At 60.6% G+C, this 18,390-nt stretch carries 17 protein-coding genes; 14 read left to right on the top strand and 3 right to left on the bottom strand.

Features of this window, described 5'->3' with window-relative positions; translation table 11 throughout:
* Positions 1 to 29 precede the first annotated feature (29 nt).
* Positions 30 to 833 carry an exopolysaccharide production regulator ExoR gene (gene exoR / locus AC1DPR_RS10535; protein WP_018859394.1) on the top strand — a complete coding sequence of 268 codons (804 nt, stop codon included), beginning with the start codon at positions 30 to 32 and terminating at the stop codon, positions 831 to 833.
* Between the two features lie 38 nt (positions 834 to 871).
* Here exoR and xth read toward each other — a convergent pair whose 3' ends face one another.
* Positions 872 to 1,663, bottom strand: coding sequence for an exodeoxyribonuclease III (gene xth, locus AC1DPR_RS10540; RefSeq protein WP_112641435.1), 792 nt, complete (start codon positions 1,661 to 1,663; stop codon positions 872 to 874).
* A 120-nt stretch (positions 1,664 to 1,783) separates the two neighbouring features.
* Positions 1,784 to 2,116: an iron-sulfur cluster insertion protein ErpA gene (gene erpA, locus AC1DPR_RS10545; protein WP_018859392.1), complete on the bottom strand. Its 333-nt coding sequence runs from the start codon at positions 2,114 to 2,116 to the stop codon at positions 1,784 to 1,786.
* 215 nt (positions 2,117 to 2,331) lie between these two features.
* On the opposite strand from erpA, the gene AC1DPR_RS10550 reads away from it, so the two are divergent.
* The 13 genes from AC1DPR_RS10550 (at position 2,332) to AC1DPR_RS10610 (ending at position 17,463) form a co-directional block, all read left to right on the top strand.
* A complete protein-coding gene (locus AC1DPR_RS10550; RefSeq protein WP_018859391.1) occupies positions 2,332 to 3,549 on the top strand; it encodes a deoxyguanosinetriphosphate triphosphohydrolase in 1,218 nt (405 codons plus the stop codon).
* A 65-nt stretch (positions 3,550 to 3,614) separates the two neighbouring features.
* On the top strand, positions 3,615 to 5,372 hold the full coding sequence (gene argS, locus AC1DPR_RS10555) for an arginine--tRNA ligase (RefSeq protein ID WP_062369581.1): 1,758 nt from the start codon (positions 3,615 to 3,617) through the stop codon (positions 5,370 to 5,372).
* A gap of 59 nt (positions 5,373 to 5,431) precedes the next feature.
* On the top strand, positions 5,432 to 8,374 hold the full coding sequence (locus AC1DPR_RS10560) for an SPOR domain-containing protein (RefSeq protein ID WP_477816241.1): 2,943 nt from the start codon (positions 5,432 to 5,434) through the stop codon (positions 8,372 to 8,374).
* Between the two features lie 108 nt (positions 8,375 to 8,482).
* Positions 8,483 to 9,496: a beta-N-acetylhexosaminidase gene (gene nagZ, locus AC1DPR_RS10565; RefSeq protein ID WP_477816242.1), complete on the top strand. Its 1,014-nt coding sequence runs from the start codon at positions 8,483 to 8,485 to the stop codon at positions 9,494 to 9,496.
* 21 nt (positions 9,497 to 9,517) lie between these two features.
* On the top strand, positions 9,518 to 10,378 hold the full coding sequence (locus tag AC1DPR_RS10570; protein ID WP_477816243.1) for a segregation and condensation protein A: 861 nt from the start codon (positions 9,518 to 9,520) through the stop codon (positions 10,376 to 10,378).
* 32 nt (positions 10,379 to 10,410) lie between these two features.
* Positions 10,411 to 11,091, top strand: coding sequence for an SMC-Scp complex subunit ScpB (scpB, locus tag AC1DPR_RS10575; protein ID WP_051085621.1), 681 nt, complete (start codon positions 10,411 to 10,413; stop codon positions 11,089 to 11,091).
* Positions 11,092 to 11,276: 185 nt separating this feature from the next.
* Positions 11,277 to 11,474, top strand: a complete 198-nt coding sequence (locus AC1DPR_RS10580; protein WP_007532194.1) for a twin-arginine translocase TatA/TatE family subunit — start codon at positions 11,277 to 11,279, stop codon at positions 11,472 to 11,474.
* A gap of 49 nt (positions 11,475 to 11,523) precedes the next feature.
* Positions 11,524 to 12,141 carry a Sec-independent protein translocase protein TatB gene (tatB, locus tag AC1DPR_RS10585; RefSeq protein WP_477816244.1) on the top strand — a complete coding sequence of 206 codons (618 nt, stop codon included), beginning with the start codon at positions 11,524 to 11,526 and terminating at the stop codon, positions 12,139 to 12,141.
* The gene (tatC, locus tag AC1DPR_RS10590; RefSeq protein ID WP_018859384.1) at positions 12,138 to 12,965 is read left to right on the top strand and encodes a twin-arginine translocase subunit TatC; all 828 of its coding nucleotides are present in this window, start codon (positions 12,138 to 12,140) and stop codon (positions 12,963 to 12,965) included. The genes tatB and tatC overlap by 4 nt, the downstream gene beginning before the upstream one ends.
* 91 nt (positions 12,966 to 13,056) lie before the next feature.
* Entirely contained in the window at positions 13,057 to 14,340 is a 1,284-nt protein-coding gene (gene serS, locus AC1DPR_RS10595; RefSeq protein ID WP_018859383.1) for a serine--tRNA ligase, read from the top strand.
* Positions 14,341 to 14,344: 4 nt separating this feature from the next.
* A complete protein-coding gene (surE, locus tag AC1DPR_RS10600; RefSeq protein WP_477816245.1) occupies positions 14,345 to 15,112 on the top strand; it encodes a 5'/3'-nucleotidase SurE in 768 nt (255 codons plus the stop codon).
* A 6-nt stretch (positions 15,113 to 15,118) separates the two neighbouring features.
* Entirely contained in the window at positions 15,119 to 15,772 is a 654-nt protein-coding gene (locus AC1DPR_RS10605) for a protein-L-isoaspartate(D-aspartate) O-methyltransferase (protein WP_477816246.1), read from the top strand.
* A gap of 137 nt (positions 15,773 to 15,909) precedes the next feature.
* Positions 15,910 to 17,463 carry a peptidoglycan DD-metalloendopeptidase family protein gene (locus AC1DPR_RS10610; protein ID WP_477816247.1) on the top strand — a complete coding sequence of 518 codons (1,554 nt, stop codon included), beginning with the start codon at positions 15,910 to 15,912 and terminating at the stop codon, positions 17,461 to 17,463.
* Positions 17,464 to 17,515: 52 nt separating this feature from the next.
* Here AC1DPR_RS10610 and AC1DPR_RS10615 read toward each other — a convergent pair whose 3' ends face one another.
* Positions 17,516 to 18,388: an ATP-binding protein gene (locus AC1DPR_RS10615; protein ID WP_018859379.1), complete on the bottom strand. Its 873-nt coding sequence runs from the start codon at positions 18,386 to 18,388 to the stop codon at positions 17,516 to 17,518.
* Positions 18,389 to 18,390 lie beyond the last annotated feature (2 nt).

Consider the following 18,390-nt stretch of genomic DNA (forward strand, 5'->3'; position numbering starts at 1 on the left):
ACGGGTGGAATCGAAAGAAACCGAGTGAAATGCTGACGTCCGAGTTCAGACCTTTCAGAATGATGCTCATGGGGATTTCCATTGCCTGTTGCGCGGCAATTGTCTCCCCAGCGGGTGCATTCGACATAAAGTCGGGTGTATCGAAGGAGTCTGGCCCGTTCGACCTCTTCAAGTTCGGTTTCAAAGCCTACAAGAACGGCCAGAAGGAAGAGGCGGTCGAAGCCTATAAATACGCGGCGGAAAAGGGACACACGGGCTCACGCTGGGCGCTCGCCAACATGTATGCCGACGGCGATGGCGTCGCGCAGGATGATTTCGAAGCTTTCAAGATCTACAGCGAGATTGCGCAGCAGGGCGTCGAGCCTGGCTCTGAAGATACAGGCTTCTTCGTCAACGCCCTTCTGTCGCTTGCCAACTATTACAAGCACGGAATTCCCGGTAGCCCTGTAAAGACCGATCTCAACCAGGCGCGTCAACTCTACTTCCAGGTCGCGTCTACCTTCGGGGTGCCCGAGGCGCAGTTCCAGCTGGCACAGATGATGCTGGCGGGCGAAGGCGGCAGCACCAGCACGCAGCAGGCAAAGAAGTGGCTCAACCAGGCCCGCAAGAGCGGCCATCCCGGTGCCATGGCCGTCTTCGGCAATATCCTCTTCCAGGAAGGGCAGGCAGCCAACGGGCTCGCGCTAATGACCGCGGCGCTCGACCGCTGCAAGCCCACGGACTGCGGTTGGATGGAGACCCTGCAGGAGCAGGCTTTCTCCGTCGCAACGGAAAGCGATCGCCGCTCGGCCGTGGCGCTTTCTCACAAGATCGCTGTCAACGGCGCCGATTAAAGCGCGCTGAGCGCTGTCGCCAATCTGAACGAAAAAGCTCAGGCCGCGAAATCGAAGTAGGCTACGACTGGCACGTGGTCTGACGGCTTCTCCCAGGCACGAACGTGCTTTTCGATCGCTGATGATGTCATGCGATCGGCAGCCTCGGGCGAAAGCAACAGGTGGTCGATGCGAATGCCGTTGTTCTTCTGCCAGGCACCCGCCTGATAATCCCAGAACGAGTAGAGTTGAACGGCATCGGTCGTCGCGCGCACGGCATCCGTCAGTCCAAGGCCTCCTAGTTTGCGGAATGCCTGGCGCGTCTGCGGCAGGAACAACGCGTCGTTCTCCCAGGCCTTCGGGTCGAAGCAGTCATGCGGCTCCGGGATGACGTTGTAGTCCCCTGCGAGGATCAGGATTTCCTCGTAGGCCAGACGGTCGGCCGCGAATGAGCGCAGCCGTTCCATCCAGGCGAGCTTGTAGCTGTATTTCTCGGTTTCAACAGGATTGCCGTTCGGCAGGTACAGGCAGCACACGCGGGCGACGCGGTTGCCCGGCAGCGAAAAGACGGCTTCCAGGAAGCGAGCCTGCTCATCGAGCGGATCGCCCGGCAGCCCGCGGCTCACTTCGTCAGGTTTGGTCTTGGAGAGGATCGCGACGCCATTGAAGCCCTTCTGGCCGTGTGTCTCGACATGATAGCCCATCGCTTCGATTTCGAGCCTCGGGAAGCCCTCGTCGATCGTCTTTATTTCCTGCAGGCAGACGATATCGGGATCGGAGTCCTTCAGCCATTGCGTGAGATTGTCGATGCGCGCCTTGACGCCATTGATGTTCCAGGTCGCGATCTTCATGGGGTGTCCTATTCCGCTTCGTCGGCTTCTTGTATCGCGCTCTTTCGATCGCGGACAAGACGATAAAACCGGCCGCAAGGGAATCTTTCGGCGGTTCGATGTGGATACCAGGGATAGGGATTAGATCGAGAAGCTTGTGCCGCAGCCGCAACTTGCAACTGCGTTCGGGTTCTTGATCTGGAAGGATTGGCCAAGGAGATTGTCGACGAAGTCAATCTCGGATCCGGCCATGTAGACCAACGAGAGGCTGTCGATCAGCACCTTGGCGTCGTTCTTTTCGACGATCGTGTCGTCGTCTTGCGGGTCATCTGCAAGGTCGAACTTGTAGGAAAAGCCTGAGCAGCCGCCGCCTTCTACGGAAACGCGCAGCGCGCTCTTCCCGGGTTCGGTGCCGACGATCGCTGCGATTCGTTTTGCCGCGGCATCGGAAAGGGTTACACTTGTGTCCGTCATGTTTGCTCCTGCCGGGGTCAAGATCCGGAGAGAATATCTGTTAGCCGCTCGTTTCAAGCGGCTGATTTCATAGCCACTTGCGCTCTATACCACGAAAGCGCCAGTTCGGGCAAAGTGACTGCTAAAGCATCACTTTGCCGTTTATGCTCTTATAGGTATGAAGAGTGCAGGGCGGCGTCAATGGGCGGGCTGCCGCATATAAGTAATGGTGACGAATGACGATCGACAGGCATGCTTTGGGTTATGGCGACAGCGAGAGGGCCGTCTATGCAGCGGACCCTTGGAAGACTCGCGGCAGGCTTTATCCCGAGGATTTCAGCCCGACACGGTCGGATTTTCAGCGTGACCGGGATCGTATTGTTCACACGACCGCATTTCGCCGGCTGAAGCACAAGACGCAGGTCTTCATCGCCCAGGATGGCGATCATTATCGCACCCGTTTGACGCACACGATCGAGGTCGCGCAAGTTGCCCGCGCGCTGGCCCGGGCATTGAAGCTGGACGAAGATCTCGCTGAGGGCGTGGCGCTCGTCCATGATTTCGGCCACACGCCCTTCGGTCACACCGGCGAGGATGCGCTGCACGAGGTTCTGCTGCCCTACGGCGGGTTCGATCACAACGCCCAATCGCTGCGCATCGTCACTAAGCTGGAGCGCCGCTATGCCGATTTCGATGGCATCAATCTGACATGGGAAAGCCTTGAAGGGCTGGTCAAGCACAACGGCCCGCTTCTGACGAAGGACGGTGCCGGCACACGCGGGCCAGTTCCACAGCCGATCCTGGATTATTGCGAGATCCACGACCTGGAACTGGATACCTATGCCAGCCTTGAGGCACAGGTGGCCGCCATCGCTGACGATATTGCCTACAACACGCATGACATCGACGACGGGCTTCGCTCCGGCTACCTGAGCTTTGAGATGCTGGAGGAGATCCCGTTTCTGGCCGGTCTGATGGCCGAGGTACGGGAACGCTATCCGAACCTTGAGCCCAGCCGCTTTACCCACGAGATCATGCGCCGCCAGATCACACGGATGGTCGAAGACGTCATTTCCGTTGCCCAACGGGGTCTTGCGGAGATCAAGCCGAAAAGCGCAACGGATGTTCGCCTGGCCAATCGGGTAATCGCGACATTCTCCGACGAAATGTCCGAGACTGACCGGCAGATCAAGGCGATGCTGTTCAAGCGCATCTACCGGCACCCCGAGATCATGCGTATTCGTGCCGGTGCTGGGCAGATTGTGACCGATCTCTTCGGGGCCTATATGGCCAATCCAAAGGAGATGCAGAGCCACTATTGGGTGGATCACATCGCAGGGCTTGCCGAACCGGCGAGGGCGCGCCATGTCGGCGACTATCTGGCGGGGATGACCGACACCTACGCGATCAGTGCCCACAGGCGATTGTTTGACCACACTCCAGATTTGCGATAGGCAGCGGTCGCCCGGCTACGACCGGACAAATGCCTTGTGGCAAAGCCTATGCATGGAAGAGTGCGATGAACCTTTTTACCGATTTCGACGCCCGGATTAAAACCGCCCTTGAACAGATCGATCTGGTCAAGGAGAAGCGATCCGAGGTGGATTTCGGCCGCATCGCGATCGAACCGCCACGCGACCCGAGCCACGGCGATGTTGCAACCAACGCCGCGATGGTGCTCGCAAAGCCGCTCGGCACCAATCCGCGCGCCTTGGCTGAGATCATCACGGAGAAGTTGAAGGAAGACGCCGACGTCGCTGACGTCTCGGTAGCTGGACCCGGCTTCATCAACATCAGGCTCTCCGTCGGTTACTGGCAGCGCCTGCTTGCCTCGATGATTGAGGCCGGTACAGACTACGGCCGCTCGACGATTGGCGCTGGCAAGCGTGTCAACGTCGAGTATGTGTCGGCAAACCCGACTGGTCCTATGCATGTCGGCCATTGCCGCGGCGCCGTTGTCGGCGACGCCCTAGCCAACCTGCTTTCTTTTGCCGGCTTTGATGTCGTCAAGGAGTACTACATCAACGATGCCGGCTCGCAGATCGACGTGCTGGCGCGCTCCGTGTTCCTGCGTTACCGCGAAGCGCTCGGAGAGAAGATCGGAGAGATTCCGCCCGGCCTTTATCCTGGCGACTATCTCATCCCGGTCGGTCAGTCGCTCGCGAATGATTACGGGGTCAAGTTGCACAACATGCCGGAAGAGCAGTGGATGCCACTCGTCAAGGATCGCACCATTGATGCGATGATGGCGATGATCCGCGATGATCTGGATGCTCTGAACGTGCATCACGACGTCTTCTTCTCGGAGCGCACGCTGCATGCCAATGGCGCCGCCGCGATCCGCACGGCGATCAACGACCTGACATTCAAGGGACACGTCTACAAGGGCACATTGCCGCCGCCGAAGGGCCAGTTGCCCGAGGATTGGGAAGATCGCGAGCAGACGCTGTTTCGCTCGACGGAAGTCGGCGACGACATGGATCGCCCGCTGATCAAGTCGGACGGTTCCTACACCTATTTTGCTGCCGACGTTGCTTACTTCAAGAACAAATTCGACCGCGATTTCAACGAGATGATCTATGTTCTCGGGGCTGATCACGGCGGCTACGTCAAGCGCCTGGAAGCGGTCGCTCGCGGCGTTTCCGAAGGTAAGGCAAAGCTGACCGTCCTTCTTTGCCAGCTCGTGAAGCTGTTCCGGAATGGCGAGCCGGTCAAGATGTCGAAGCGCTCGGGCGACTTCGTCACGCTCCGCGACGTCGTCGAGGAGGTCGGTCGCGATTCGGTTCGTTTCATGATGCTCTACCGGAAGAGTTCGGAACCGCTGGACTTCGATTTCGCCAAAGTAACGGAGCAATCGAAGGATAATCCGGTGTTCTACGTGCAGTATGCACATGCGCGCTGCATGTCTGTTTTCCGGCAGGCGAAGGAGGCATTTCCTGACCTCGACGTGACCCCGGCCAACCTTGCTAACGCTGTTGCGGGCATCTCGGATCCCGCGGAATTGCAGCTGGTTGCGAAGGCCGCGGAGTTTCCACGCTTGGTCGAGTCTGCGGCGCAGTCACAGGAACCTCACCGCGTCGTATTTTACCTCTATGATCTGGCGAGTTCTTTCCATGCGCACTGGAATAAAGGTAAGGATCAAGTAGACTTACGATTTATTAACGATAAGAACCGAGAATCGAGTATAGCCAGATTAGGGCTGGTGTACGCCGTTGCGTCGGTTTTGAAGTCGGGACTTGCCATTGCGGGTACCGCTGCGCCGGATGAGATGCGGTAGCGTCACCATTTACCCACAATGCTCTGGCATAAACCTTAGCAGTTGCGAGTGGGATGAGTATGGCAGACAAACAGCGGGCGTATGACACGCGTAAGAATACGGACCTCTTTGCTGACGATGATCCTTTGGCGGAACTTGCCCGCATCGTCGGCTTCGAGCCGCGGGTAGCAGCAAATACCGTCGAAGATGCCCCCCGACAGGAGCCGGCCTTCAATCTCGAGGATGAATTGTTGCGCGAATTCGAGCGCTACGATGCGCCTCAGTCTGAGGCTTCCTTCGATCTGCCTGAACCCCCTTTCGAGCAACCGGCTGCCTTTGAGGCTCTTGTCGAAGCCGATCTTTCGCCGGTCGCCCAGGCCGAGCCCGAATTTGCTGTCGAGCCTGAAGTCGCGAGCGAGCCGGTGGCCCATCGGTCTTTGGACGCGGCTTCCAACCTGACCCCTGCCGCTTGGGCGTCGAATGCCGTCCGTGAGGGCGAGCAGATTTCTGGTGGCGCACGGGATCTGATCGAAGAACTCGAGATGTCGATCGGCGCGTCGCCGGCCTCCGCTGCTCCGGTGGCCCCCGCCAAGGCGCCGCAGTGGTCTGCGGCCAGCATTCGGTTGCCGATCGCCAACTTCCATCCGGCACGTCGCGATGAGCCTTCACCCGCGCCGATTATTCCTGTTGTAGCGCCGGAGCCAGTCGCCGCTGCGTCGGAGAGTGCTGCTGTTTTCGAAGTGCCCGTTGCCGCAGGCTTTCCTGCTGAAATCGACCGGCACGAAGAAGCCGAGGCGGTTTACGATGCGCCTGAGGTGCCTCAAGGGGCGCCGTTCGATGAACCTGTCATCGATCACAGCGCCTTCGATCTGGCTGCTGCAGCGAAGGATGACGGTGCCCTTCAGGCCGATGCCGCGCTGACCGAAGCCGCGCCGACGGAGAGCGACGATATTGCCTTCGATATCGACGAACTCCTCGCCGACGTATCGCATTACCCTGTTCCTGAGCGTCAGAACACGCCTGCGGCCGATGTCGCAGAGATTCCGCACTCGCCGGAGCCCGCCCGCGTAGTGGCGCCGTTGCCGAAGCCGGTCGAGCCGCCTCTGGCCGCTCCCACGGCCAAGGCCGAACCGGAAGGTGACGATCCTTTCGCTGGGCATGACTTTGAACTCGATCTTGAAGGTATCGAGCTGGAGCTTGCCGACTTTGACTTTGCTGAGCCCGTGAAGGTGCAACCGCAAGCGGTCGAGCCGGCGCGAGTTCAGGCACAGCATGTCGAGGTGGTCAGACCTCAGCCGGTTGCCCCGGTGCCCGCTTTCCAGCCGGTGCCCGCTCCGGTCGTTGCTGCCGCCCCGATCCACCAGGCCCCGGCCGAGGCTGCGTTCGTCGCGAAGGCGCCTGTTACACCCGCATTCACGGCCGATGCCGGAGACGATCTCCCGTTCGATCCGTCGATGATCTCGGATGCGGAATATCATCCGGAAGCCGTCGAAGAGATGCACGTGCCCGTGCTGCCGCCTATTGAGCAGCCGGAGCCGGTCGTAGCGACCTCCGATTTCGATTTCGACGTCGACGCCGAGATCGCCAACCTTCTTGCACCCGCAAATCCGGTGGAAATGCCCGCGAAACCGGTCGTCGAGGAATGGCGGACCCGTGCGCCCGTATCCGTCGCGCCGACTGCAACACCGGCAGCGTCCGTCGCCAAGCAGGCACCATTGCAGGGCTTGGACGAGTTCGAGCGCGCTTTGGAAGAAGACTTCCGCCGGAGCGTCAACGAGCCGGTACAGCGCCGCGAGAACGTTTCTCAGGTACAGATCCAGTCGGCGAGTGAAGCCGAGGACATGAGCCGCGCACGCTCGATGAAGCGTATGCTGGCTGCCGCTGCGGCAATCGTCGTGTTCGGCGGTGTCGCCTATGCAGGTTACACGTTCCTGGCCCGCGATGGAGGCCTCGGCATCGCCTCCGGCGAGCCGCGCGTGATCACGGCGGACAACGAGCCGGTTAAGGTCGTACCGGAAAACCCCGGTGGCAAGACCGTGCCGAACCAGGACAAGGCTGTTTACGACAGCGTTGGTGGGGCCGCTGCTGAGGCGCCTAAGCAGAAGGCGCTTGTATCCAGTGACGAGCAGCCGGTGGACGTCGTGCAGCGCACGCTGACACCGGAAACGCTGCCTGAGGACAACGACAGCGATATCGCGACGCCGCCCATGGCGACACCTGTCGGAGACACCGAGGATCCGCGCCTGCTGCCGAGCGAGGATACGGCCGCTGCCGACGAGGCAGACAATGCCAATCAGGCTCCATCGGTTTCCGCCCGCAAGGTCCGCACCATGATCGTCCGACCGGACGGCACTCTGGTTGCCCGCGACGAGCCGGCTCCTGAAGCGGCCCCGACGCTGCCGAAGGCAACGCCGGTTCAGACGCAGAAGATCACGGCTGGCTCAAAGCCGGCTGGCGGCACAGCTGCTAATTTCCCGGCGTCGGGACAGGTTGCTGCCGCTGACATCCGTTCGACTCCGGTTGAAGCAACCAAGCCGACGGCGGCTCAGGCTCCCTCTGAAAACGCGCTGGCCAAGGCGGCTGCCGCCACTCCGGCGAATGTCGATCCGCCGGTTCGCGCCGTGAAGAGCTCGACGGTTAGCGACACTGCACCGGCTCCCGCAGCGCGCCCCGTGATCGATGCGGCGAAGGCACCGGTTGAAGCGCCGGCAGCCCAGAAGCCGAAGGACGTTGCCGCTGTTTCGCCGGCTGCGACCCAGGCTCAGCCGACTGCATCGGCTAGCGGTTATGGCGTCCAGATCGCATCGCTTCCCTCCGAGGAAGAGGCGAAGAAGACCTTCGCTAGCCTTTCGAAGAAGTTCGCGAGCGTGCTTGCCGGTCGCAGCTACGAGATCCGCAAGGCGGATATTGCGGGCAAGGGCACGTTCTACCGCCTTCGTATCCCGGCAGGCTCCAAGGACGAAGCCGCGGCCATTTGCGAAAAGTACCGTGCTGCAGGCGGCAGCTGCCTTATCTCGAAGTAAGTTTCTGCAAACATTCAATGAAAGCGGCGGGCCTCTGGTCCGCCGCTTTTTTTGTGAATGCCGATTGACGCGGCTCGTAATTCCGCAAGGCACCTCTATGATTCGGGTATGACCGAATCAAAAGCAATGATCTTTGGCTGTAGCGGCCTATCCCTCACTCCCGATGAAAAGGCGTTTTTCAACACCGAGCGCCCCTGGGGCTTCATTCTGTTCGGGCGCAATATTTCCGAGCCGCAACAGATCAGTGACCTCGTCGCGGAAATGCGAGACGCTGTCGGTTGGCACGCGCCGGTCCTGATCGACCAGGAGGGTGGACGCGTCCAGCGTATCCGGCCGCCAATCTTCCAGCATTATCCGTCGGGGCAACAGCTTGGTGATATCTATCGGCAGGACAGAGAAAAGGGCCTGCGAGCCGCATGGCTGATGTCGCGGCTGCACGCCTTCGATCTTTCGGGCCTCGGGATCAACGTTGATTGCCTGCCGGTTCTGGACGTGCCGGTGGAAGGCAGCAGCAACGTGATCGGCAATCGCGCCTATGGCGGTGATCCAGCAACTGTGACGGCCATGGGGCGTGCCGCTGCCGACGGTTTGAAGGCGGGTGGCCTTCTACCTGTGATGAAGCACATGCCTGGCCACGGGCGCGGCTTTGCGGATTCACATCACGAACTGCCGGTTGTCACCGTCTCGCGCACGGAACTCGAGGCGCACGATTTCCCGCCGTTCATTGCCATGAAGAACGAATTGATGGCGATGACGTGTCATGTTGTCTTTGCGGCCATCGACTCGGAGCGTCCGTCAACGACCTCACGCAAGGTCATTGACGGCGTCATCCGCGACCATATCGGCTTCAAAGGACTGTTGCTTTCCGATGATACGTCGATGAACGCGCTTGCTGGTACGATCGGTGAGCGCGCCGCCAACATCATCGGCGGTGGATGTGATATCGTGCTGCATTGCAATGGCCACATGGACGAAATGCAGCAGGTGGTCGCAAACGTACCGGTCTTGCAAGGCCAGTCGCATTTGCGGGCAGAAGCGGTGCTGAATGGCTTCCCGACAGCTGACAAGGCCGACGAGGCCTCGCTTCGGGCCGAATTCGATGCGATGTTTGCAACGGTCTGATTGCGAAAGGAACAGGGCAGGGTGACGACGGCCAAGGACACGGAACTGCCACAGACGGCGGCTACGCCGATGGACAAGCTGTGGCAGGAGAGCGGTGCTGAGCGCGCGACCTCCGATCCGGCCCTGCTGATCGACGTTGCCGGCTTCGAAGGTCCCCTCGACCTCTTGCTCTATCTCGCCCGCAATCAGAAGGTCGATCTGTCCCGCATCTCTGTTCTTGCGCTGGCGGAGCAATATTTGCAGTTCATCGAAAGCGCGCGGCGGATACGGATAGAGCTTGCTGCCGACTATCTCGTGATGGCCGCTTGGCTTGCCTACCTGAAATCGCGTCTGCTGATCCCGCAGCAGGCCAAGGACGACGGGCCCTCCGGCGAGGAGATGGCGGCGACGCTCGCCTTCCGCCTGAAACGCCTCGAAGCGATGCGCGAGGCCGCGAGCGGTCTTGTCAATCGCAACCGCCTCGGACGGGATATCTTCGCTCGCGGCGTCCCAGAGCACATCCCGGACAGGCATCAGTCCGCATATGATGCAAGCCTCTATGATCTGCTGACGGCCTACGCGTCGCTCAGGCAGCGTCAGGCCGTGACGCAGGTCACCATCGCGCGCCGCAACGTCTGGTCGCTGACGGACGCCCGCGAGCTTCTGACCCGCATTATCGGCGAGGTCAGCGAGTGGACTGCACTCGAATCCTATCTGTTGCGTTACATGTCGTCTCCGGAAGACAGGGTCACGGCGATTGCCAGTGCGTTTGCGGCTTCGCTGGAGCTGGTCCGCGAAGGCAAAGTCGAAATCCGGCAGGATGGAGCCTTCCAGCCCCTCTACATGCGGCGAGGCCCCAAGCATGCGACGCTGCAGGTCGTCGAACAGGAGCGACCGGCGTGACCGATCTGGAAGAAGAACACATCGATAGCGCAATGGTGGAAAATTCAGACGACGAGGTTCGTGCGGAGACCGAGGCAGAGCGCATCGCCGAGGCACTGGTCTTTGCGTCCGCCCAGCCCGTTTCCGAAAGCTTCATCGCAGACCGCTTGCCTCGCACGTTCAACGTCCGCGCCATCATGTTGCGCCTGAAGGAGCAATATGCCCATCGCGGCGTCAACCTCGTCCAGGTAGACGATGCGTGGGCGTTTCGAACGGCCGCTGATCTCTCTTTCGTCATCCGGCGCGACGAGAACGAAACGAAGAAGCTCTCGCGCGCGGCCCTGGAAGTATTGGCGATCATTGCCTATCATCAGCCGGTGACACGAGCCGAAATCGAGGACATCAGGGGCGTGCAGACCTCTCGCGGCACGATCGACGTGCTGATGGAGGCGGGTTGGGTTCGGTTTCGCGGCCGCAGGCGCACGCCGGGCCGGCCTGTCACGCTCGGCACCACCCGCGATTTCCTCGATCACTTCGGCCTGGAAGAACTCCGCGACCTGCCGGGGCTTGAAGAGTTGAAGGGGGCAGGGCTGCTCTCCGGTCGCATACCGGCCAATTTCAATGTACCATCGCCTATGATGAGCGACGAGTTGACCGAGGACGAAGATCCAATAACGCAACTCGATCTTGAGGAACTCGGCCTGCTTGCACCGGGCGGCGGGTCCGAAGACTAATCGGATTTGTCTTGGTTCCGCCACGCATCGCGAAAACAATGCCGATCATAGTTTTTCGGATGTGTATTCTCTTGTCACAGAGGGCGATCCCGTGACATTAAGCGACAATCCAAGGGGAACTTTGATGTTGGAATTGGTGTAGGAAGCTCTTACATCTGGAAACATCGCAACAGGGAGTTAGCGTAATGGGTTCTTTTAGCATGTGGCACTGGCTGATCGTTCTGGTCATCGTGCTTTTGTTGTTCGGTCGCGGCAAGATTCCGGAGCTGATGGGTGATGTCGCCAAGGGTATCAAGAGCTTCAAGAAGGGCATGAACGACGAAGACGCGCCTGAGTCCACGACTGCCAAGACCGTCGATCACAAGGCCGACGAAACGAAGTAATCCACTTCCGGGCAACGTAGCCCCCACGTTTCCCGTTCAGGAGCCTTGAATGTTCGATATTGGCTGGACCGAGCTGCTTGTCATCGCGGTCGTATTGATCGTGGTGGTTGGTCCTAAGGACTTGCCGCCGATGCTTCGTGCGTTCGGCAAGATGACGCAGCGCGCTCGTAAGGTCGCCGGTGAGTTTCGTGCCCAGTTCGACGAGGCCCTGCGTGAAGCGGATCTGGACGAAGTTCGCCAGACGCTGACCGATGCGCAGAAGCTGAACCCCGTCAACACCTTGCGCGAAGCAATGAACCCGCTTCGCCAGATGGGCAACGAAATCAAGGCTGACCTGCAGAAGGCGACGACGGTCGATAACAAGACCGAAGTTCCGCCAGCTGCCGTATTGGTTCCTGAGCCGTCGATGAGCCTGCCAGAGACGCCGCCGGTCGTAGCACCGGCGCCTGTTGCAGCAGGCGTTGAAAATGCGGCAGCCCAGGAAAAGCCGAAGGCGGCCCGTAAACCGCGCGCCAAGGCGGAGCCTGCGCCTGCCGCAGTTGCTGCTCCGGTCGGAAAGCCCAAGCGGACTTCGACGAAGACAGCGGCCGCCAAGAAGCCTGCGGCAGTTGCCGCCACAGCCGCTCCGAAGAAGACGGCAGCAAAGAAGAAGAAGGACGACGCATGAGCGGTGAAATCGAAGACAAGCCGCAGCCGCTGATCGAACACCTGATGGAGTTGCGTACGCGGCTGATCTGGTCGATCGGTGCGTTTTTCGTCGCGTTCATCGCCTGCTTCATATTCGCCAAGCATCTCTTCAATGTGCTCGTCTATCCATACAAGTGGGCGGTGACCTGGGCGCATCTAGACGTGTCCAAGGCGCAGCTCATATACACCGCGCCGCAGGAGTTCTTCTTCACGCAGGTAAAGGTCGCCATGTTCGGCGGCCTGGTCATCGCCTTTCCGATTATCGCCGCGCAGATCTACAAGTTCGTCGCCCCTGGCCTCTACAAGAACGAGCGAGCGGCCTTCCTGCCGTTTCTGATTGCGTCGCCGGTCCTGTTTCTGATGGGTGCTTCGCTCGTCTATTTCTTCTTCACGCCGATGGTCATGTGGTTCTTCCTGACCATGCAGCAGGCGCCGGGTGAGGGCGATGTCGCGATCTCGCTGCTTCCGAAGGTCTCTGAGTACCTCAGCCTGATCATGACGCTGGTGTTTTCGTTCGGCCTGGTCTTCCAGCTTCCTGTCATCACCACGCTGCTCGCCCGTGTTGGGCTGCTGACTTCCGATTGGCTGGCCGAGAAGCGCAAGTTCGCGATCGTGCTCGCTTTTATCGTGGCAGCGGTGCTGACGCCGCCCGATCCGATGTCCCAGATCGGCCTTGCACTGCCGACCATCCTTCTCTACGAGATTTCCATCTACGCGGCGCGACTCGTGGAGCGCCAGCGTGCCCGCGAGGCGGTCGAAGAGGCTGAAGGAAACACGGACGTTGCCAAGACGGACAACGTCTGACGATCTCCCTCAATGAGCGCTTCCAAGCATCCGGTCGAGGCCTAGCCGGGCTTTGGCCGGGTTATCTTTTTTACAACGACCTGGAACGACGATGCTCGATATAAAATGGATCCGTGAGAATCCCGAAGCCCTCGATGCGGCACTTGCCAAGCGTGGTGCCGAGCCTTTGTCCGAAAACCTGATCGCGATCGACGAAAAGCGCCGTTCGGCCATCCAGAGCGTCCAGGACATGCTGTCCCGCCGCAATGCCGCCTCCAAGGAGATCGGCGCTGCGATGGCCCAGAAAAACAATGGGCTTGCTGAAAAGCTGAAGGCCGAAGTAGCCGACTTGAAGTCGCTGCTTCCGGCCGCGGAAGAGGGCGAGCGGCAGGCGACGGACGAACTGAACGATGCGCTGTCGCGCATTCCGAACATCCCGCACGATGACGTGCCGGTTGGCAAGGACGAGCACGACAATTCCGTTGCCCGCGTCGTCGGCGAAAAGCCCCGCTGGAATCATACGCCGAAGGAACACTTCGAAATCGGCGAAGCGCTCGGCTACATGGACTTCGAACGGGCTGCGAAGCTCTCGGGATCGCGCTTTACCGTGCTGACCGGCCCGCTGGCGCGGCTGGAGCGTGCGCTCGGTCAGTTCATGATCGACCTGCATACGCGCGAGCACGGCTACACCGAAGTCAGCTCGCCGCTGATGGTTCGTGACGATGCCATGTTCGGCACCGGCCAGCTGCCAAAGTTTGCGGAGGACCTGTTCAAGACCACGGATGGCCGCTGGTTGATCCCAACCGCCGAGGTGACGCTCACCAATCTCGTCTCGGGCGAAATCCTCGACCAGGAGAAACTGCCGCTTCGCTTCACCGCGCTGACCCCGTCCTTCCGATCGGAGGCAGGCTCTGCCGGACGCGACACGCGTGGTATGCTGCGCCAGCATCAGTTCTGGAAGTGCGAGCTCGTCTCGATCACCGATGCCGAGAGTTCGCTTGCCGAGCACGAGCGTATGACGGCTTGCGCCGAAGAGGTGCTGAAGCGCCTCGGCTTGCATTTCCGCACGATGACGCTCTGCACCGGCGACATGGGCTTCGGTTCGCGCAAGACCTACGACCTCGAGGTTTGGCTGCCCGGCCAGAACACCTATCGTGAAATCTCGTCCTGCTCGGTCTGCGGCGATTTCCAGGCGCGTCGCATGAATGCGCGCTATCGCGGCAAGGAAGACAAGGCGACGAAGTTCGTTCACACGCTGAACGGTTCCGGCACGGCGGTCGGCCGCTGCCTGATTGCGGTTCTGGAGAACTACCTGAACGAGGATGGTTCCGTGACCGTTCCCGATGCACTGCTGCCATACATGGGCGGTTTGACGAAGATCGAACGGGCGGCCTGAGCCGATGCGCATTCTGCTCACCAACGACGACGGCATTCACGCGGAAGGCCTCGCGGCGCTGGAGCGGATTGCGCGGACGCTGTCCGATGATGTCTGGATTGTCGCGCCGGAGACGGACCAGAGCGGCCTTGCGCATTCGCTGAGTCTTTCCGAGCCGTTGCGGCTTCGGAAGATTTCCGACAAGCATTTCGCGCTGCGCGGAACTCCGACCGATTGCGTCATCATGGGCGTCAAGCATGTTATGGACGTCAGGCCCGACCTGGTGCTGTCGGGCGTCAATTCAGGCTCTAACGTCGCCGATGATGTGACCTATTCGGGCACCGTCGCCGGGGCGATCGAGGGCACGCTGCAGGGTGTCCGCTCCTTTGCGTTGAGCCAAGCCTATCTGCACCAAGACGGGGCAAGGGTGGTCCCCTGGGAGGTCTGCGAGGCGCATGCGCCGGCACTTCTCGACAAGCTCATATCGCTCGACCTGCCTGACGGCACCTTCCTGAACCTGAACTTTCCGAATTGCCGGCCGGAAGAGGTCGAGGGCGTGGAAGTGACGGCGCAAGGGCGGCTTGCCTTCAACCTGCAGGTCGATGCCCGTTCCGACGGGCGCGGCCTGCCCTATTACTGGCTCCGGTTTGGAGAACGCGCCGGCGCCTTCGTCGCAGGCACGGATATTCACGCCCTGAGAAGCCGCAAGATTTCGGTAACGCCTTTGAAACTGGATCTGACTGATTATTCCGTACAGGACCGCGTCGCGCGGGCGCTTTCGGGTACGGAGTAGACTATTTTGACGGCACGGCTGGTGGAGAAGGAAGGTTTTGCGGCGCTCGTCTTGAGGCTGCGAGCCGAAGGCGTGTCCGATCTGGACCTGCTGACTGCAGTCGAGCAGACGCCGCGGTCGCTGTTCGTGCCGGCACAATTTGCCGAGCAGGCCTATTCGCGCCGCACGATCCCGATCGAATGCGGCTCCTTCATCGAAGGCGTCGATCTCGCGGTCAGGATCCTTCATCACCTGAAAATCAAACCCGGGCAACGCGTGCTCGAGGTCGGCACCGGCAGCGGCTTCATGACCGCCGTCATGGCTCGCATGGCCGAGCGCGTGCTGACGATCGACCGCTACAAGACACTGACGACGAATGCGCAGCGCCGTATAGACTCGCTCGGACTGCGAAACGTCATCATCCGCCAGGCTGACGGCAGCGCCGGTCTGCAGGGAGAGGGGACCTTCGACCGTATCGTCGTAACCGCTGCGTTCAATTCGATGCCACGGTTCTACACCGACCAACTCGTTTCCGGCGGTTCGATGATCGCTCCATTGATGATTTCCGACAAGGAGTGTCGCCTCGTGCGGCTCACGAAAACGGGCAGCCGCTTCGAGCGCGAGGAGCTGTTCGACACACCCTATCTTCCGATCGTCCCTCGTCTCGCATCTCAACTCTAGGGCGATCGGCTCGCAAGCGTTGCTATGGTTAGCAATCCCTCAAAAAAATCTCGCGGATTCCGGCACCTTAACCGCGTGGTAATACTAACGCGCTTTAATAAACCCACAAATGGTTGCGTTAATCAGTGGGTCGAGTCATGCGTTTCAGTCTTTCGCCAAGAGTGGGCAAGTCTGCCGGTAATGTCCTGATAGCGGCTTTGCTGGCGAGTGCGGCAACGGGTTGCAGTTCCGATGTGACACGTTTCGGTGGTGTCTTCTCGTCATCCGGTCAGGATCAGATGACGACCAACTCAATCCCTCGTAGAGGTATGCAGGCCGATCCGGTGCCGCAGGCGGATTTGGCACAGGGCGGCTACGCGCCAAGTAGCCAGGCAATGAGCCAGCCTTATTCCGCGCAGCCCGCTTATGGCGCCTCCAGCGCCCGCATGGCCTCGGCACCTGTTTCCGTCCAGCGCTCCGAACTTGCGGCTCCCTCCGCCGTTGCACCGGCAGCGCCATCCCGTGAAAGGCAAGTCGCACTCGCCCAGCCATTCCCTGCCGCCACTGCTCCGAAGAAGTCGGCGCCCATTCTCGTTCCACCGAAGACAGACTCGATCGTCACCGGCACGAACCCCAAGGTTTCCGGCTGGTCGGCAACCAATGCGCCGTCCGTCACACTTCGCCCGGGTGAAAGCATCGCGACACTCGCCAACCGCTACGGTGTGCCGGAGAAGGAGATCCTTCGCGTCAACGGCTTCAAGACTGCCGCTGCCGCCAAGCCGGGCCAGATCATCCTGATCCCGACCTTCAACGGAGGCAATGCAGCAAAGGCAGCCGCCCAAAGCGCCGACCTCTCCAAGGGTGGGCATCTGCCGCAACCGAACAAGCAGCAGGAACAGAACGTTGCGGTCGTTCCGGGTGCGAACTCCGCCCGTGACAAGTCAGTCGCAAATGCCGATCCGTCCAACAAACTTGCGGCCGGTGCAGGCAAGGGGCCAAAGGGCGCTGGCGGCACCTACGTCGTCAAGCCGGGTGACTCGCTCGCCAAGATCGCCAAGGCGACGGGCACCAGCATCGACGATCTGAAGGCCGCCAATAACCTGTCGGCCGGTTCTATCCGCATCGGTCAGGAGCTTAATCTTCCGGGTGGTTCTCAGGATGGCATGAAGACGGCTTCCATTCCGGCAAAGGCAGAGCCGAAGCCAGTCGCCGAGCCCGCCTCCGCAACGTCGACTGCTGCCGCGCAGCCGGCAACCTACAAGGCTCCTGTCGCCACCGAGACGGTGGATGAGGCTGCCAAGAAGGAAGTGGCGTCCGCCGCACCCGAGGCTACCGGCATCGGCAAGTATCGCTGGCCGGTTCGTGGAGCTGTCATTGCCGCCTACGGCGCCAACGTCAACGGCAGCCGCAACGACGGCATCGACATTTCCGTGCCCCAAGGTACGCCGATCAAGGCGGCCGAAAACGGCGTGGTCATCTATGCTGGCAACGGCCTGAAGGAGCTCGGCAATACGGTCCTCGTCCGCCACGACGATGGTACGGTCACCGTCTACGGCAACGCCGATACCTTGAGTGTTGCCCGCGGCCAGAAGATCCAGCGCGGCCAGACGGTCGCCGTCTCCGGCATGAGCGGCAACGTCAAGCAGCCGCAGGTCCATTTCGAAGTTCGGAAGGACGCGACGCCGGTCAACCCGATTACCTTCCTCGAATAGGTATTGCGTCCGAGGATACTCAAAAGCCCGGCCTCAAGCCGGGCTTTTGTCATTATGCACGGTCGAGTGCAATGCGCATCCGACCGGCGAGATCCTGAATGTACTGCCAGGCAACACGGCCCGAACGTGCGCCACGCGTCGTGGCCCATTCTAGCGCCTCCGCATGCATCTTCTCGCGATCGATTGGCAGCCTGAAGTGGTCGGCATAGCCGTCGATCATCGTTAGATAGTCGTCCTGGCTGCATTTGTGAAAACCCAGCCAAAGGCCGAACCGGTCGGACAGCGAAACCTTTTCCTCGACCGCCTCCGAAGGATTGATCGCCGTCGACTGCTCGTTCTCCATCATGTGGCGCGGAAGCAGGTGGCGCCGGTTCGAGGTCGCATAGAACAGGACGTTGTCCGGTCTACCTTCCACGCCGCCATCAAGGGCTGCCTTGAGCGATTTGTAGGCCGTGTCATCATGGTCGAACGAAAGGTCGTCGCAGAAGACGATGACACGGTGCGGCGTGTCCTTGAGAAGATCGAGCAGCGTCGGGAGGCTCGCAATATCCTCGCGATGCACTTCCACCAGCTTTATCGACACGCCGCTCTCGCGCCGCACATCCTCGTGAACAGCCTTGACCAGCGACGACTTGCCCATGCCGCGCGCACCCCAGAGGAGAACGTTGTTGGCCGGAAAGCCTTCGGCGAAGCGCACCGTATTCTCGTGCAGGATATCGCGCACGTGGTCGACACCGCGGATGAGCTTCAGCGCCACGCGGTTCGGCCGTGCAACCGGCTGAAGATGCTGACGGGCAGGGGACCAGACGAAGCAGTCGGCCGCGTTCCAGTCGTTCAATGCGGGCGGCGGCCCCGCCAACCGATCGATCGCATCTGTGAGCCGGCGCAGCTCCGTCAGAATGGCGTTGTTGACGTCTCCGGCCATGG

Source organism: Rhizobium sp. 01T417 (assembly GCF_056398905.1).

Excerpts from the sequence above, each read along its gene's own strand:
- exoR (WP_018859394.1), top strand. The coding sequence starts at position 30 with ATGCTGACGTCCGAGTTCAGACCTTTCAGAATGATGCTCATGGGGATT.
- xth (WP_112641435.1), bottom strand. The coding sequence starts at position 1,663 with ATGAAGATCGCGACCTGGAACATCAATGGCGTCAAGGCGCGCATCGAC.
- erpA (WP_018859392.1), bottom strand. The coding sequence starts at position 2,116 with ATGACGGACACAAGTGTAACCCTTTCCGATGCCGCGGCAAAACGAATC.
- AC1DPR_RS10550 (WP_018859391.1), top strand. The coding sequence starts at position 2,332 with ATGACGATCGACAGGCATGCTTTGGGTTATGGCGACAGCGAGAGGGCC.
- argS (WP_062369581.1), top strand. The coding sequence starts at position 3,615 with ATGAACCTTTTTACCGATTTCGACGCCCGGATTAAAACCGCCCTTGAA.
- AC1DPR_RS10560 (WP_477816241.1), top strand. The coding sequence starts at position 5,432 with ATGGCAGACAAACAGCGGGCGTATGACACGCGTAAGAATACGGACCTC.
- nagZ (WP_477816242.1), top strand. The coding sequence starts at position 8,483 with ATGACCGAATCAAAAGCAATGATCTTTGGCTGTAGCGGCCTATCCCTC.
- scpB (WP_051085621.1), top strand. The coding sequence starts at position 10,411 with ATGGTGGAAAATTCAGACGACGAGGTTCGTGCGGAGACCGAGGCAGAG.
- AC1DPR_RS10580 (WP_007532194.1), top strand. The coding sequence starts at position 11,277 with ATGGGTTCTTTTAGCATGTGGCACTGGCTGATCGTTCTGGTCATCGTG.
- tatB (WP_477816244.1), top strand. The coding sequence starts at position 11,524 with ATGTTCGATATTGGCTGGACCGAGCTGCTTGTCATCGCGGTCGTATTG.
- tatC (WP_018859384.1), top strand. The coding sequence starts at position 12,138 with ATGAGCGGTGAAATCGAAGACAAGCCGCAGCCGCTGATCGAACACCTG.
- serS (WP_018859383.1), top strand. The coding sequence starts at position 13,057 with ATGCTCGATATAAAATGGATCCGTGAGAATCCCGAAGCCCTCGATGCG.
- surE (WP_477816245.1), top strand. The coding sequence starts at position 14,345 with ATGCGCATTCTGCTCACCAACGACGACGGCATTCACGCGGAAGGCCTC.
- AC1DPR_RS10610 (WP_477816247.1), top strand. The coding sequence starts at position 15,910 with ATGCGTTTCAGTCTTTCGCCAAGAGTGGGCAAGTCTGCCGGTAATGTC.
- AC1DPR_RS10615 (WP_018859379.1), bottom strand. The coding sequence starts at position 18,388 with ATGGCCGGAGACGTCAACAACGCCATTCTGACGGAGCTGCGCCGGCTC.